Source organism: Synechococcus sp. CCAP 1479/10, assembly GCF_019038515.1.
Taxonomy (GTDB): Bacteria; Cyanobacteriota; Cyanobacteriia; order PCC-6307; family Cyanobiaceae; genus Cyanobium.
This window is the reverse complement of sequence record NZ_JAFKRJ010000008.1, coordinates 1-14,213: the sequence shown is the minus strand read 5'-3', so window position 1 is coordinate 14,213 and position 14,213 is coordinate 1. Positions and strand designations below refer to the sequence as shown.

Annotated in this window: 12 protein-coding genes and 1 pseudogene; 6 read left to right on the top strand and 7 right to left on the bottom strand. The window is 69.9% G+C overall.

Going from position 1 to position 14,213, the window contains the following annotated elements:
- Positions 1-36: 36 nt before the first annotated feature.
- From rpoB to rpsT, 3 genes are all read right to left on the bottom strand, one after another.
- Positions 37-3,327 carry a DNA-directed RNA polymerase subunit beta gene (gene rpoB / locus KUG39_RS03880; RefSeq protein WP_015110546.1) on the bottom strand — a complete coding sequence of 1,097 codons (3,291 nt, stop codon included), beginning with the start codon at positions 3,325-3,327 and terminating at the stop codon, positions 37-39.
- A gap of 216 nt (positions 3,328-3,543) precedes the next feature.
- Positions 3,544-4,359 carry a TatD family hydrolase gene (locus tag KUG39_RS03875; RefSeq protein ID WP_094585528.1) on the bottom strand — a complete coding sequence of 272 codons (816 nt, stop codon included), beginning with the start codon at positions 4,357-4,359 and terminating at the stop codon, positions 3,544-3,546.
- 10 nt (positions 4,360-4,369) lie between these two features.
- Positions 4,370-4,681 carry a 30S ribosomal protein S20 gene (gene rpsT / locus KUG39_RS03870; protein ID WP_094585527.1) on the bottom strand — a complete coding sequence of 104 codons (312 nt, stop codon included), beginning with the start codon at positions 4,679-4,681 and terminating at the stop codon, positions 4,370-4,372.
- A 204-nt stretch (positions 4,682-4,885) separates the two neighbouring features.
- Between rpsT and hisD the strand changes: the two genes are divergently transcribed.
- Positions 4,886-6,187 (top strand): histidinol dehydrogenase, encoded by a 1,302-nt coding sequence (gene hisD, locus KUG39_RS03865; RefSeq protein WP_216913130.1) that lies wholly within the window; start codon positions 4,886-4,888, stop codon positions 6,185-6,187.
- Positions 6,188-6,199: 12 nt separating this feature from the next.
- On the opposite strand, the gene KUG39_RS03860 is transcribed toward hisD, so the two are convergent.
- The 4 genes from KUG39_RS03860 to KUG39_RS03845 form a co-directional block, all read right to left on the bottom strand.
- Positions 6,200-8,047 (bottom strand): putative bifunctional diguanylate cyclase/phosphodiesterase, encoded by a 1,848-nt coding sequence (locus tag KUG39_RS03860; RefSeq protein WP_216913091.1) that lies wholly within the window; start codon positions 8,045-8,047, stop codon positions 6,200-6,202.
- Positions 8,048-8,118: 71 nt separating this feature from the next.
- Entirely contained in the window at positions 8,119-8,832 is a 714-nt protein-coding gene (gene rpiA / locus KUG39_RS03855) for a ribose-5-phosphate isomerase RpiA (RefSeq protein WP_094585525.1), read from the bottom strand.
- Positions 8,833-8,893: 61 nt separating this feature from the next.
- A complete protein-coding gene (locus tag KUG39_RS03850) occupies positions 8,894-10,042 on the bottom strand; it encodes a trypsin-like peptidase domain-containing protein (RefSeq protein ID WP_216913089.1) in 1,149 nt (382 codons plus the stop codon).
- Positions 10,042-10,839 carry a metallophosphoesterase gene (locus tag KUG39_RS03845; protein WP_216913087.1) on the bottom strand — a complete coding sequence of 266 codons (798 nt, stop codon included), beginning with the start codon at positions 10,837-10,839 and terminating at the stop codon, positions 10,042-10,044. The genes KUG39_RS03850 and KUG39_RS03845 overlap by 1 nt, the downstream gene beginning before the upstream one ends.
- Before the next feature lie 80 nt (positions 10,840-10,919).
- On the opposite strand from KUG39_RS03845, the gene nblD reads away from it, so the two are divergent.
- From nblD to KUG39_RS03820, 5 genes and pseudogenes are all read left to right on the top strand, one after another.
- Entirely contained in the window at positions 10,920-11,204 is a 285-nt protein-coding gene (gene nblD / locus KUG39_RS03840) for an NblD family protein (RefSeq protein ID WP_094585522.1), read from the top strand.
- Between the two features lie 141 nt (positions 11,205-11,345).
- Positions 11,346-11,819: an LSm family protein gene (locus KUG39_RS03835; protein ID WP_216913085.1), complete on the top strand. Its 474-nt coding sequence runs from the start codon at positions 11,346-11,348 to the stop codon at positions 11,817-11,819.
- 51 nt (positions 11,820-11,870) lie between these two features.
- Positions 11,871-13,310 (top strand): transcription termination factor NusA, encoded by a 1,440-nt coding sequence (nusA, locus tag KUG39_RS03830; protein WP_216913083.1) that lies wholly within the window; start codon positions 11,871-11,873, stop codon positions 13,308-13,310.
- Positions 13,307-13,558 (top strand): annotated as a pseudogene (locus tag KUG39_RS17235) (YlxR family protein); the annotation flags it as partial. The gene nusA and the pseudogene KUG39_RS17235, both read left to right, overlap by 4 nt.
- Positions 13,559-13,659: 101 nt before the next feature.
- Positions 13,660-14,213 (top strand): translation initiation factor IF-2 N-terminal domain-containing protein (locus KUG39_RS03820; protein WP_216918219.1); only part of this gene is annotated, 554 nt, incomplete at its 3' end.

Here is a 14,213-nt window from a genome sequence, read left to right as displayed (position 1 = left end):
GAGAGACGGTGAAATCAGAGCCGGTGAATCAAGCGATCAGTCATCGTCGTAATCCGCGACACCGAGGGATTCGTAGGTGGGACGGCTGGGGGTGCTGCGGCGCGGGTTGACGTCCTGCATCAGGTCGACTTCCTCGCCGGCATCGGTGTAGACGGCGATGTCGAGGCCGAGGGACTGCAGCTCCCGCATCAGCACCTTGAACGACTCCGGCGTGCCCGGCCGGGGGATGGGCTTGCCCTTGACGATGGCGTTGAGGGCCTCGTTGCGGCCCTGCATGTCGTCGGACTTGACGGTGAGCAGTTCCTGCAGGGTGTAGGCGGCGCCGTAGGCCTCCAGGGCCCACACCTCCATCTCCCCGAGTCGCTGGCCGCCCTGCTGGGCCTTGCCGCCCAGGGGCTGCTGGGTCACCAGGGAGTAGGGGCCGGTGGAGCGGGCGTGGATCTTGTCGTCCACGAGGTGCACCAGCTTGAGGATGTGGGCGTAGCCCACGGTCACCGGCTGGTCGAAGGGTTCGCCGCTGCGGCCGTCGATCAGCTGGATCTTGCCGGGGTTGGCGGGGTTGTAGACCCAGTCCTTGCCGGGCAGCTTGGCGGCTTCCTCGAGGTAGGCCTGCACCGTCTGCTTCGACTTCTCGGGGCCGTACATCTCATCGAACGGCACCACCTTGACGCGGCAGTCGAGGTGGGAGGAGGCCCAGCCCATCAGGCACTCGAACACCTGGCCCACGTTCATGCGGCTCGGCACCCCCAGGGGGTTGAGCACGATGTCGATGGGGGTGCCGTCGGGCAGGTAGGGCATGTCCTCCCGGGGAAGGATGCGGCTGATGATGCCCTTGTTGCCGTGGCGACCAGCCATCTTGTCGCCCACCTGGATCTTGCGGCGCTGGGCCACGTAGACCCGCACGACCATGTTCGCGCCCGGCGGCAGTTCGTCGCCCTGCTCGCGGGTGTAGATGCGCACGTCGACCACCCGGCCCCGTTCGGTGCTGGGCACCCGCAGGGAGTTGTCGCGCACGTCGCGGGCCTTCTCACCGAAGATGGCGCGCAGCAGCTTCTCCTCGGGCGGCTGGTCCGACTCGCCCTTGGGGGTCACCTTGCCCACCAGAATGTCGCCGGATTCGACATAGGCGCCGATACGGATGATGCCCATCTCGTCGAGGTGGCCCAGGCTTTCCTCGGCCACGTTCGGGATCTCCCGGGTGATCTCCTCGGGTCCGAGCTTGGTCTGGCGGGCTTCGATCTCGTACTTCTCGATGTGCACCGAGGTGTAGAGGTCGTCCTGGACCAGACGGTCGCTCACCAGGATGGCGTCCTCGTAGTTGTAGCCCTCCCAGGGCATGTAGGCGATCAGCACGTTCTGGCCGAGGGCGATCTCACCGCCTTCGCAGGCGGAGCCGTTGGCCAGCACCTGGCCGGCGATCACCGGATCGCCCTGGCGGACGATCGGCCGCTGGTTGAGGCAGGTGTCCTGGTTGGAGCGCTGGTACTTCTGCAGGAAGTGGGTGTGGTCGCGGCCCTGCTCGTCACGGATGACGATGGCGGTGGCATCGACGAAGGAGACGGTGCCGTTCACCTTGGTGATGGGCACCATGCCGGAGTCGCGCGCCACCTGGGTTTCCAGGCCCGTGCCCACCAGGGGCCGCTCGGGGCGCAGCAGCGGCACCGCCTGGCGCTGCATGTTCGAGCCCATCAGGGCCCGGTTGGCGTCGTCGTGCTCGAGGAAGGGGATCAGGGAGGTGGCCACCGAGATCACCTGCACCGGCGACAGCTGGACGTAGTCCACCTGCTCGGGGGGCACCTTCTCGAAGTCCTGGCGGTAGCGGACCGGCACCAGATCGACGGTGATGCGTCCGGTGGCGTCGGTCGGCACGTCACCCGGGGCCACCCTGCACTCGTCTTCGAGGTCGGCAGAGAGGTAGAGGGGATCGCCCTGCTTGAGGACGATGCCGTTCTCGACGCGCCAGAAGGGGGTTTCGATGAAGCCGTACTCGTTCACCCGGGCGTGGGTGGCGAGCGAACCGATCAGGCCGGCGTTGGGGCCTTCGGGGGTCTCGATCGGGCAGATGCGGCCGTAGTGGGAGGGGTGGATGTCGCGCACGGCGAAGCCGGCCCGCTCCCGGGTGAGGCCGCCTGGGCCGAGGGCGCTGATGCGGCGCTTGTGGGTCAGCTCGGCCAGGGGGTTGGTCTGGTCCATGAACTGGCTCAGCTGGCTGGAGCCGAAGAACTCCTTGACCGCCGCCACCAGGGGTTTGGGGTTGACCAGCTGGGCGGGGGTGAGGGATTCGGTCTCGCCGACGGTCATCCGTTCCTTGATGATCCGCTCCAGGCGATTGAGGCCCACACGCACCTGGTTCTGCAGCAGCTCACCCACCGAGCGCACCCGGCGGTTGCCCAGGTGGTCGATGTCATCGAGGCAGGCGCCGCCCACATCAAGCTCCAGGTTGATCAGGTAGTCGATCGTGGAGAGAACGTCCTCGGCGGTGAGGGTGCGCACCGCATCGGGGATGGTGAGACGCAGCTTCTTGTTGATCTTGTAGCGGCCCACCCGGCCCAGGTCGTAGCGCTTGGGATCGAAGAAGCGGCTGTGGAGCAGTTGCTGGCCGCCGCTCACCGAGGGGGGTTCACCGGGACGCAGCTTCTTGTAGAGCTCCAGCAGGGCCTGGTCTTCCGAGGAGATGCCCTCCTCGTTGGAGGCCTCGATCGACTTCTGGTAGTACTCCGGGTGCCGCAGCTTGTCGAGGACGTCGTTGTCGGACAGGCCGATGGCCCGCATCAGCACGTGGGCGTTGATCTTGCGGGTCTTGTCGACGCGCACGTGCAGCAGGTCGTTCTTGTCGGTCTCGAACTTGAGCCAGGCGCCCCGGTTGGGGATCAGGCTGGCGTTGAAGGTCTTGCGGCCGTTCTTGTCCTGCTCGTCCTTGAAGTAGACACCGGGGCTGCGGACGATCTGGTTGACGATCACCCGCTCGGCGCCGTTGATGATGAAGGTGCCGCGCTCGGTCATCAGGGGAAGCTCCCCGATGAAGACCTCCTGCTCCTTGATCTCACCGGTCTCCTTGTTGACCAGGCGGCAGGTGACGTACATCTGGGAGGCGAAGGTCGCATCGCGACGCTTGGCCTCTTCCACGTCGTGGCGAGGGCGTTTCAGGCGATACTGATCGCCGATGAAATGCAGCTCCAGCTTGCCGGTGTAGTCGGTGATCGGGGAGAAGCTGTCCAGCTCCTCGATCAGGCCCTTCTCCAGGAACCATTTGAAGCTCGCCCTCTGTACCTCCACGAGATCGGGGAGGTAAGTGACGGTCTTGGCGACCTGGATCGCGCTGCTCATGCGGTGAACCTGCAGGAACGAGGTGGTGGGGCGGACCTGGACGGGGACGGATCGGCGGGACGGGCCATGCCAACAGGCGCTCAGCCGAAACGTCCGCCCCTGGAACAGGGACGAACGATCCGGCGGGGGCGCTTACAGGGCTCGCTGCTGGTTTGCCGACTCAATTGATGCCGTCGTGGACAAAAGGAGCGCTTCCGCTTCCAGGCCAATAAGACATCATACAACCTGGAGGGGCAGCCTAAAAAGACGGGCGGCATTGGCGGTGGTCGTCGTCGCCACCTCGTGGAGCGTCTCGCCCCGGAGTTCGGCCACCCGGGCCGCCACCGAGGCCACGTAGGCGGGCTCGTTGCGCTTGCCGCGGCGGGGAACCGGCGCCAGGAAGGGACAGTCGGTCTCGACGAGGTAGCGGTCGGCCGGCACCAGCCGGGCGCATTCATGGATGGGCTCGGCCCTGGGGAAGGTGACCGTGCCGCTGAAGCTGATGAACATCCCGAGTTCGAGGAAGCCGGCCATCTCCTCGGGGGTGCCCCCCCAGCAGTGCATAACCCCACGGGGGCAGCGGCCCTCAGACTCGCGCCGGCGCAGCTCGGCGAGCATCGGTTCGGCCGCATCCCGGCAGTGGATGATCACCGGCAGATCCAGGGCCACCGCCAGGTCCAGCTGGGGCCCCAGGGCCGCCAGCTGCTCGTCGAGGTTCGTGGCCTTGAACAGGTCGAGGCCCAGTTCGCCGATCGCCACCACCCGGTCGTCGGAACGGGCCGCCGCCTCGAGGGTGGCGGCGGTGTCGCCATGCCAGTGCTGGGTGTCGAGGGGGTGGACCCCGACGGCATAGCGCAGTTCGGGGAAGCGATCGGCCAGGGCCCGGATCGCCGGAATCTCCGCCGGCTCCACGCAGGCATGGACCAGCGCCTTCACCCCCGCCTCACGCCAGCGGCCGGCCACCTCGTCGAGATCCGCCTCGAAGTTGCGGAACACGATGTGGCAGTGGCTGTCGACCAAGGATGGGGCGGCCTGCTGGGAGCTCACGGCCATGGGGAGGGCTTCAGGCGCCGGTGCTGCCGGCGGCGGGCTCGAGCACCTTCTTCACCGCCACGCTCAGACGCGACTTCTGGTTGGCGCCGGTGTTGCGGTGCACCACACCCACCTTGACCGCCTTGTCGATCTTGCTGAAGGCGGCGCTCATGCTGGACTGGACAGCGGCCTTGGCCTCCTCGCCGGGCTGCTGGCCATAGGCGCTGCAGGCGGTGAGGCAGCGCTTCATCAGGGTGCGCAGGGCGGACTTGTAGGTGCGGTTGCGCAGGCGATTGCGTTCGGCGATCTCGATGCGCTTCTTCGAAGACTTGTTATTGGCCACAGGCGTAGGGGCGCTGACTCGGCAAACGCGATCCTACCGTGTGGGCCCCGGCCGTTTCCAGGCCCTAGTTTCAAGGCAGCCCTCCGCCTCCGGCACCGCCCCGTGGTCGCTTCCACCCCAACCGGCAGCAGCCCTGCCGGCACCACCCCCGCCCGTGCCGTCGCCCCTGCCGCCACCGGTGACGCCGATGGAGTCCGGCCGGCGCTGCGGATCACCTGCCTGCGGGACCGCCAGCGGGCCGGCGAACGGCTCGAAGCGATCGCCGCCCGCACCGAGGGTGGCCGGATGCGCGAGGAGGAGGCCCGGGTCGCGGCGATCCTGGCCGAGGTGCGGGAGCGCGGCGACGCGGCCCTGCTCGACTTCAGCGAGCGCTTCGACGGCCTGCGGCCCGATCCCCTGCGGGTGCCCCCCGAGCGGCTGGCCCAGGCCTGGCACGACTGTCCCGAACCCCTGCGCCGGGCCCTCGACCTGGCCCACGACCGGATCCTGGAGTTCCACCGCCGCCAGATGCCGGCGGATCTGGCCGTGACCGGCCCCCATGGCGAGCGGCTGGGGCGCCGTTGGCGCCCGGTACAGCGGGCGGGGATCTACGTCCCCGGCGGCCGGGCCTCCTACCCCAGCACGGTGCTGATGAATGCGATTCCCGCCCGGGTGGCGGGCGTGGAACGGCTGGTGATGGTCACCCCGCCCGGCGCCGGCGGCGAGCCGAACGCCACCGTTCTGGCCGCCGCCCACCGCGCCGGGGTGGAGGAGGTCTACCGGGTGGGCGGCGCCCAGGCGGTCGGGGCCCTGGCCTACGGCACCGAAACGATCCCTGCGGTCGATGTGATCAGCGGCCCCGGCAACCTCTACGTGACCCTGGCCAAGAAGGCGGTCTACGGAACGGTGGGCATCGATTCCCTGGCCGGCCCCAGCGAGGTGCTGGTGATCGCCGACCACACCGCCCGGCCCGCCCAGGTGGCCGCCGACCTGATGGCCCAGGCCGAGCACGATCCCCTGGCGGCGGCGATCCTGATCACCACCAGCGAGGCGCTGGCCGCCGCCGTGCCGGCCGCCATCGAAGCCCAGCTGGAGCGGCACCCCCGGGCCGCCATCACCCTGCAGGCCCTCAACGACTGGGGCCTGATCGTGGTCTGCGACGATCTCGCCGAGGCGGCGGCCCTCAGCGACCGGTTCGCCCCGGAGCACCTCGAGCTGCTGGTGGACGATCCCGAATCCCTGGCGGATCGGATCACCCATGCCGGCGCCATCTTCCTCGGCCCCTGGTCGCCCGAGGCGGTGGGCGACTACCTGGCCGGCCCCAACCACACCCTGCCCACCTCGGGCACCGCCCGCTTCGCCGGCGCCCTCAGCGTCGAGACCTTCCTGCGCCACACCAGCCTGATCCACTTCAACCGGGCGGCCCTGGAGGCCACCGGTCCGGCGGTGGTCACCCTGGCCGAGAGCGAGGGGCTGCACAGCCACGCCGAATCGGTGCGCCAGCGGCTCGGGGCCCCGGACAGCTGAGCGAACCGCTGCTCATCCGCCTGCGGAGGGCGGGAGGTTCCAGCCGGGCAGGTCCTCCGCCGGCATCGGCCGGGCGATGGCGAATCCCTGGGCCAGTTCACAGCCCATCGCCCGCAACGCCTGCAGGTGCTCAGGCGTCTCCACGCCTTCGGCCACGCAGGTGCGGCCGAAGGCGTGGGCCAGATCCACCACGGCCTTGACGATGGCCTGATCGGCGGGATCCACCAACATCCTGGCCACGAACGAGCGGTCGATCTTGATCGTGGAGATCGGCAGCCTGCGCAGGTAGGTGAGCGAGGAGTAGCCGGTGCCGAAGTCGTCGAGGGCAAAGCTCACACCCAGGTCGCGGCAGCGGGCGATGTTCTGGGCCACCTGCTCCAGATCCTCCAGGGCGGCTGTTTCCAGCACCTCCAGCCTCAACGCCGAGGCGGGCAGATCGGGATGGCGGGCCAGGGCCGCGCCGATCCGCTCCGCGAAGCCTGGATCACGCAGCTCCCGGGCCGACATGTTCACGCTCACCGCCACAGCCAGCCCTGCCCGCATCCAGGCGGAGCAGTGGCGCAGGGCCTGCTCCAGCACCCAGTCTCCGAGGCGGCTGATCTCCGGTTGATCCTCGATCCAGCCCAGCCAGGCCTCCGGCAACAGCAGCCCCTGCTGGGGGTGCTGCCAGCGCACAAGGGCTTCGGCAAAGCACATCTGCCCGGTGGCCAGATCGATCACCGGCTGCACGAACAGGCGCAGCTGCTGCTCTTCGATCGCCTGGCGCACCCGCTCCAGACGGAAGCGCTGCAGCGACTGGCGCCGTTCCAGCTCCACGTCGAAGTGGTGCATCCGCCCCGGACCATCTCGCTTGGCGGCATACATGGCCTGGTCAGCCTGGCGCAGCAAGGTATCCGGATCGGCATCGTCGGGAGGCACCAGCCGGAAGCCGATGCTGGTGCTCAAGGCCACGCAGAGCGTCTCGCCGATGAGCGTGGGCTCGGCCACCGCGCTGAGCAGCTGTTCCCCCAGCGACTCCAGCTCGGCCAGGCTGCTGAGGCCGGGAAGGATCACCACAAATTCGTCCCCCCCCAGCCTGCCCACCGTGTCGCCGGGTCGCAGGCAACGGCAGAGGCGCTCGGCGACGGCCACCAGCAACTGGTCTCCGACGGCATGGCCGTGGCTGTCATTGATGGGCTTGAAGTTGTCCAGATCGAGGTAGCCCACCGCCAGGTGGGTGCCGTTGCGCCTGGCCCGCTCCAGCTCCTCGCCGAGACGCTGACTCAGCAGGGAGCGATTGGGCAGGCGAGTGAGCGGATCCTCGTAGGCCAGCTGACGCAGTTGCTGGTCGATCAAGCGACGTTCGAATCCCTGGGCGAAGCCGCTCACCACGATCGAGAGCACGGCCACCTCCTGCTCGCTCCAGCGGCGGCAGCCGCGGATGTGGTCAAAACCCGCGAACCCCTCCAGCTGGCCTCGCCGCACCAGGGGAAGAACCAGCAGCGACTGAATGCCCTGGGAGCTGAGATGGGCACGCTCGGCATCGGCCCCGACGGGGAGATCGACCAGCGACTCGAGATTGATCGCCCGCCCCGCCCGCATTTCCCCCATCAACCAGGCGATGGACACCTCCGACACGTGCTGGAGATGTTGGACCTGCGGTTCCACCCCGGGCGCGCACCATTCGTGGGTGTTGCTGGCGAAACCCGGATAGCGCGTCAGGGAGAACACATAGGCCCGATCCACATCGAACAGGCCGCCGATGGACGCCAGGGTGCGATCAATCGTGGCGTCCAGTTCACTCGTGGGCTCGACGATGAACGCCTCTGCCGTCTCCGCCAGCAGCTGGAGCAGCGGCTTGCTGAGGTCGCCGTGGGGCACCGCTCGCCCAGCCCACAGAGGATCGCCCCATTCTGGGGGCCAACCGCCAGGTAGCCCAGCAGAAGAGCCGCTCAGCGCCTCGCCAAGTCGCGCACCCCGGCCTCGCCGTCCACGACCTCACCCACCAGCACCTGATCGGCGAGGTTCACGAACAGCCCGTTCTCGAGCACCCCGGGGATGTTGTTGATCGTTGCCTCCAGGGCGGCGGGATCGTCGATGCCCCCGTCGAAGGCCACATCCAGCACCAGATTGCCCTGGTCGGTGACCACCGGACCGGCCTTGCGCACGGCCATGCGCAGCTCGACGCGGCTGCCCATGGCGGTGAGTTCATCCCGCACCTGGCGCCAGGCCCCGGGCAGCACTTCCACCGGCAGCAGGAAGCCCAGGTTGAGGCGCTCCACCAGTTTGGTGGCATCCACCACCACCACGAAGCGGTCGGCCCGGCGGGCCACCAGCTTCTCCTGCACGTGGCAGGCCCCACCCCCCTTGATCAGCTGGAAGGAGGGATCCACCTCATCGGCGCCGTCGATGGCCAGATCGATGCGCTGCACGGCGTTCAGCGTCTGCAGGGGGATGCCCAGCTCGGCGGCCAGCACCTCCCCCTGGAAGGAGGTGGTGACCCCGACGATGCCGCTGAGTTCGCCTTGCTGCAGCTTGCGGCCGAGGGCCCGGATCATCAGGGCCGCCGTCGAGCCCGAGCCCAGCCCCACCACCATGCCGTCACGGATCTGATCCACCGCCGCCGTGGCCACGGCCTCCTTCATGCGGTCCTGAAGATCGGACATCGGGGTCTGCCGGAAATGGCGCAGACCGTAGCAAGGGGGACTGTCCTGCCCCCCGCAGCGCCTAGCCCGCCTGGGGGAGGGCCGCCGGCCGGATCGAGAGCTGCAGCTCCCGCTGGCCGCGCACCACCTTCAGCGGCAGGGGCTGGCCCACCTGGGCCTGCTCCACCTGCTGGAGCAGGGCCGAGGGGGTATTGACCGGCTGGTCGGCGATGGCCACCACCAGGTCGCCGCGGTGCAGCCCGGCCGCCTCCGCCGGGCTTTCCGGCAGCACCCGCTGCACCAGGGCGCCATCCCGCTCTGGGAGCTGCAGCAGGGCATCCGGATCTTTGTTGTTGTCGCGGGCCATCCGGGCCGTGAGCGGCACCAGCTGGAGGCCGAGGTAGGGGTGAACGACGCTGCCACCCTCGCCGAGCTGGTCGGCCACCTTCTTGGCCAGATTGATGGGGATGGCGAAGCCCAGCCCGGCCCCCGGTCCGGAGCGCACCAGGGTGTTGATGCCGATCACTTCGCCGGCGGCGTTGATCAGGGGGCCACCGGAGTTGCCCGGATTGATGGCTGCATCCGTCTGGATCAGGTCGAGGCGCTTGTCGGCGAAGCCCAGGCTGTTGATGTCCCGATGCAGGCTGCTGACGATGCCCAGGGTGACGGTGCGCTCGAGGCCGTAGGGACTGCCCAGGGCGATGGCCCAGTCACCCACCTCCAGGGCCTCGGAATCCCCCAGGGGGGCGGCGCTCAGGCTTCCCTGGCCGGTGATGCGCACCACTGCCAGATCGGTCACCGGGTCGGTGCCCACCACGGTCCCGTCCAGCTGGCGGCCATCGGCCAGGGTGACGGTGACGCTGTCCACGCTCTCGACCACGTGGGCGTTGGTGAGCACCAGGGAGCGGCGGCTGTCGATCACTACCCCCGAGCCCTGCCCGCGTTCGCGGGTGCTGCCGGAGGGATCGCCGAACAGATCCCGCAGCAGGGGATCCAGCAGGGCCGGATCGAACGGGGGCCGGGCCACGTTGCGCTCGGTGTCGATCCGCACCACCGCCGGCCCCACCCGCCGGGCCGCGTCGGCCACGAAGCTGTGGGGGGTCAGGACCGGGGGGGCCTCCTCGAGGGCCGCCGCCGGCAGGGGCAGGGCGGCGAACACCAGCAGCAGGGCCACCGCCATCAGGCCCCGCAGCCGCCGGAGCAGGGAAGACAGGGGGAAGGGACGTTGCATCAGGGGAGGCTAGGGCCGTCGCATGGCGCCCAGCGCAGCAACCGCTGCCCCAGGACGCCGTCCTCCCCCAGCGCCAGCCAGCGCCCGCCGGGATCGGCCGGCCGCCCGAGGGGACAGGGCTGCACGGGCCCGAAGCTGCGCAGGGTGGAGGGACAGCCCAGCAGGGGCACCGCCGGGCGCCCGGGCAACCCCGCCTGCCAGTGCTGGTGGACGTGGCCGAAGACCAGCCCCCGCAGGGCGGCCACCGGCCGCAGCAGATCCAGCAGGGCCTCACCGTCCCGCAGGCGGATCGCATCCATCTCGGCATCGCCGATCGGCACCGGGGGATGGTGCACCGCCACCACCAGGGGCCGCTCCCGATCGGCCGATCCGGCGGCCAGGCGGCGCCGCGCCCAGTCCAGCTGGAACGGGCCCAGCTCGCCGGCTGTGTCGCCACTGCGGTGGCTGTCGAGCAGCAGCAACTGCCCGCTGCCGCAGCGGATCAGGGCCGGAGCCACCACGGCGCGGCGCCCCAGGGCGGCCCGCAGCAGGGCGGGGTGGTCGTGGTTGCCCGCCAGCAGGGCCACCGGCAGCGGGATCTCCTGCAGCAGCTCCCCGAGGCGGGCGTACCCGCCCCAGCTCTCGTCATCGCAGAGATCGCCGCTGATCAGCAGCAGATCAGGGGCCTCGCCGGCGCTGCGGAGCTGGCCGAGGGCCTCGCGGAGCCCGTGGCGGAGCAGGGCCAGCGCCGGCCGGCCGTGGCAGCGACCAGCGGGATCGGCGAGCAGATGGGGATCGCTGAGTTGAAGAATTCGCATCGGAGACGGCTCCGGCCGGCCCGGGGCGGGACCACGCGACCTGAATCGGCTTAACTTTGCCCCCACTCCTCCCCGAGGCCATGGCCCCGATCCCCCCCGGTACGCGGCAGCGCTGCACCCTCTGCAAGGTGGAGATCCAGGGGATGGCCGGAGGCAACGACCTGGTCCACTTCAGCCAGGGGGCCCCGGGCAGCCGCGCCAAGCTCTGGGCCCGGGTGTGTCAGTACCTGCGCACGCCCGAGCAGTGCGGCCAGTGCCTCAACCAGGACCTCAGCCTGCGGGGCGAAGTCACCGCCAACGACTACTACGCCGAGGCTCCCATCCTGGAGATTCCGAGGCCACCGGAGGCCAATCCTCTAGGGTGAATTGGTGCCCGCCGGGCCTCACCCTTGTTCCGCACGGCCTTCCCCCTGACGGGAGGCAGCCTGGCGGTTGGGGGCAGTGAACACTGCATCGCGCGGCGGACCATCCCGCCAGCGGGAGACCTCTCCCTACGCCGCCCGTCCTTGCCCCATCCCCTCACTGACGACCTGGAGACGCTGGCTCGGCCGGTGGTCGCGGCGGCGCATCTCCAGGTGCAGTCGGTCGAGGTGCTGGCCCACCGCATCCCCCTGACGGTCGTCGTGCGGGTGCAGCGGGCCGACGGGACCGATGTCAATCTCGATGAGTGTGCCGCCGTGAGCGGTCCCCTCGCCGAGGCCATCGAGGCCTCCGGGCTGCTGACGATGGCCTACGTCCTGGAGGTGAGCAGCCCCGGCATCGGGGAGGATCTCCACTCCGACCGGGATTTCGTCAGCTTCCGGGGCTTTCCGGTGGAGGTGATCCGCCGGGACGCTGACGGTGCAGAAGCGCGGCGAATGGGCCTCCTGCTCGGCCGCGATGCCGAGGTGGTGCAGCTCAACGAACGCGGCCGCATCCTGCGCATCCCCCGCGACGACGTGCTGCGGGTGCGGCTCACCCAGGCGCCTCCCGATTCCTGAACCGCTCGGTTCACCCCCCGTTCCCTTTCCTGCCCCCACGCCCCCGAGTTCATGGCCCTGGTTCTGCTCCCCGGTCTCAACAACCTGATCGAGGACATCAGCGACGAGAAGAAGCTGGCTCCCCAGGTGGTGGAGGCGGCCCTGCGGGAGGCGCTGCTGAAGGGCTACGAGCGTTACCGCCGCACCCTTTATCTGGGCATCAGCGAAGACCCCTTCGAAGAGGACTACTTCAGCAACTTCGACGTCGCCCTCGATCTGGAGGAGGAGGGCTACCGGGTGCTGGCCAGCAAGATCATCGTCGAGGAGGTGGAGAGCGACGACCACCAGATCGCCATCGAGGAAGTGCGCCAGGTGGCGGAGGACGCCCAGATCGGCGACACGGTGGTGCTGGATGTGACCCCGGAGAAGGACGACTTCGGCCGCATGGCCGCATCCACCACCAAGCAGGTGCTGGCCCAGAAGCTGCGGGACCAGCAGCGCCGCATGATCCAGGAGGAATTCGCCGACCTGGAGGATCCGGTGCTCACCGCCCGGGTGATCCGGTTCGAGCGCCAGAGCGTGATCATGGCCGTCAGCAGCGGCCTGGGCCGGCCGGAGGTGGAGGCGGAACTGCCCCGCCGCGACCAGCTGCCCAACGACAACTACCGCGCCAACGCCACCTTCAAGGTGTTCCTCAAGGAGGTCAGCGAGGTGCCCCGCCGCGGTCCCCAGCTGTTCGTCTCCCGGGCCAATGCGGGCCTGGTGGTCTATCTGTTCGAGAACGAAGTGCCCGAGATCCAGGAGGGTTCGGTGCGGATCGTCGCCGTGGCCCGTGAGGCCAATCCCCCCTCCCGCGCCGTCGGCCCCCGCACCAAGGTGGCCGTCGACAGCGTCGAACGGGAAGTGGATCCGGTGGGGGCCTGCATCGGTGCCCGCGGCTCCCGCATCCAGCAGGTGGTGAACGAACTGCGGGGCGAGAAGATCGACGTGATCCGCTGGTCCCCGGACCCGGCCCAGTATCTGGCCAATTCCCTCAGCCCGGCGCGGGTGGAGATGGTGCGCCTGGTGGATCCCGAAGGGCACCACGCCCATGTGCTCGTGCCCCACGATCAGCTGAGCCTGGCCATCGGCCGGGAGGGCCAGAACGTGCGCCTGGCGGCCCGCCTCACCGGCTGGAAGATCGACATCAAGGATGCCCAGGAGTACGACCAGGTCAGCGAAGACGAGAGGGTGGCGACCCTGATCGCCCAGCGCCAGGAGGAGGAGGCCCTGCAGGCCGAGGCCGAGGCCCGTCTGGAGGCCGAACAGGCCACCCGCGCCGAGGAGGACGCCCGCCTGCGGGAGCTCTACCCCCTGCCGGAAGACGATGAGTCCTACGGCGAGGGTGATGGCGAGGAGGGCGGCGAGGACGTCGCCCCATCCGAAGCCGAGGCGGACGACCAGGCGGAGCCCCCCATCGACGAGGCCGTCGACGAGGCCACCGAGGCGACCCCTGGCGAGGACGTCCGGTGACGGCGCCGACCGGGCGGCCGGTGCTGCGGCGCTGCGTCTCCTGCCGCCGCCTGTGCGACCGCACCCAGCTCTGGCGTGTGGTGCGCCAGGCGGACGGGACGGTGAGCCTGGATGGGGGGATGGGCCGATCGGCCTATCTCTGCCCGCAACCGAGCTGCCTCGAGGAAGCCCGCCGCCGTCGCCGTCTCCAGCGCGGCCTGCGCTGCGCCGTCAGCGAGGCCATCCTCGCCAGCCTCGAGGCACGTCTCGAGCGATCGGCCCCGCGACCTCTGAGGCAAGATGAACCATGGTCGCCACGTGCGTGCGGCCCCGGGGTCCTTTCGGCCCCACCGTACGGAGACCTTTCTGAATGACCAGCAGCGGCAAAGTGAGAATCTACGAGCTGTCGAAGGACCTGGGCCTGGACAACAAGGACGTGCTCGATGCCGCCGAGAAGCTCTCCATTGCGGCCAAGAGCCACAGCAGCTCCATCAGTGATGACGAGGCCTCCCGGATCCGTTCCCTGATCGCTGTGACCGTCACCACCCCGTCACCGGCGCGGCCCGAACCGCCGGCGCCCACCCCCCCGGCCAAGGCGATCCTGGCGGTGAAGAAGGCCGCTCCGGCTCCGGTGAGCGCCCCCAGGGCCAGCGCTGCGTCCCCAGCTCCGGCCAACGCCGCTTCAGCCGCCGCACCCCCGGCTCCCCCCGCCAGCCGGCCCCCCGCGCCCCGCCCGGTCGCGGCGACTTCGCCACCGGCCCCGGCCCCGTCCCGCCCCGAGCCCCCGGCGGCGCGGCCCAGACCCGCTGGGGCACCGGCCCCCGTCCCGACGCGCCCGCGGCCTGTCGAGGCCGGCAAACCCGCCGGCCGGCCGCCTACGATCATGGGCAAGCCCGCCGCCGCCCCCCCGGCCACCCGCCCGGC

Bases quoted from the DNA above. Each gene is read 5' to 3' on its own strand.
- rpoB (WP_015110546.1), bottom strand. From the start codon at position 3,327: ATGAGCAGCGCGATCCAGGTCGCCAAGACCGTCACTTACCTCCCCGAT.
- KUG39_RS03875 (WP_094585528.1), bottom strand. From the start codon at position 4,359: ATGGCCGTGAGCTCCCAGCAGGCCGCCCCATCCTTGGTCGACAGCCAC.
- rpiA (WP_094585525.1), bottom strand. From the start codon at position 8,832: ATGTCCGATCTTCAGGACCGCATGAAGGAGGCCGTGGCCACGGCGGCG.
- KUG39_RS03850 (WP_216913089.1), bottom strand. From the start codon at position 10,042: ATGCAACGTCCCTTCCCCCTGTCTTCCCTGCTCCGGCGGCTGCGGGGC.
- KUG39_RS03845 (WP_216913087.1), bottom strand. From the start codon at position 10,839: ATGCGAATTCTTCAACTCAGCGATCCCCATCTGCTCGCCGATCCCGCT.
- nblD (WP_094585522.1), top strand. From the start codon at position 10,920: ATGGCCCCGATCCCCCCCGGTACGCGGCAGCGCTGCACCCTCTGCAAG.
- nusA (WP_216913083.1), top strand. From the start codon at position 11,871: ATGGCCCTGGTTCTGCTCCCCGGTCTCAACAACCTGATCGAGGACATC.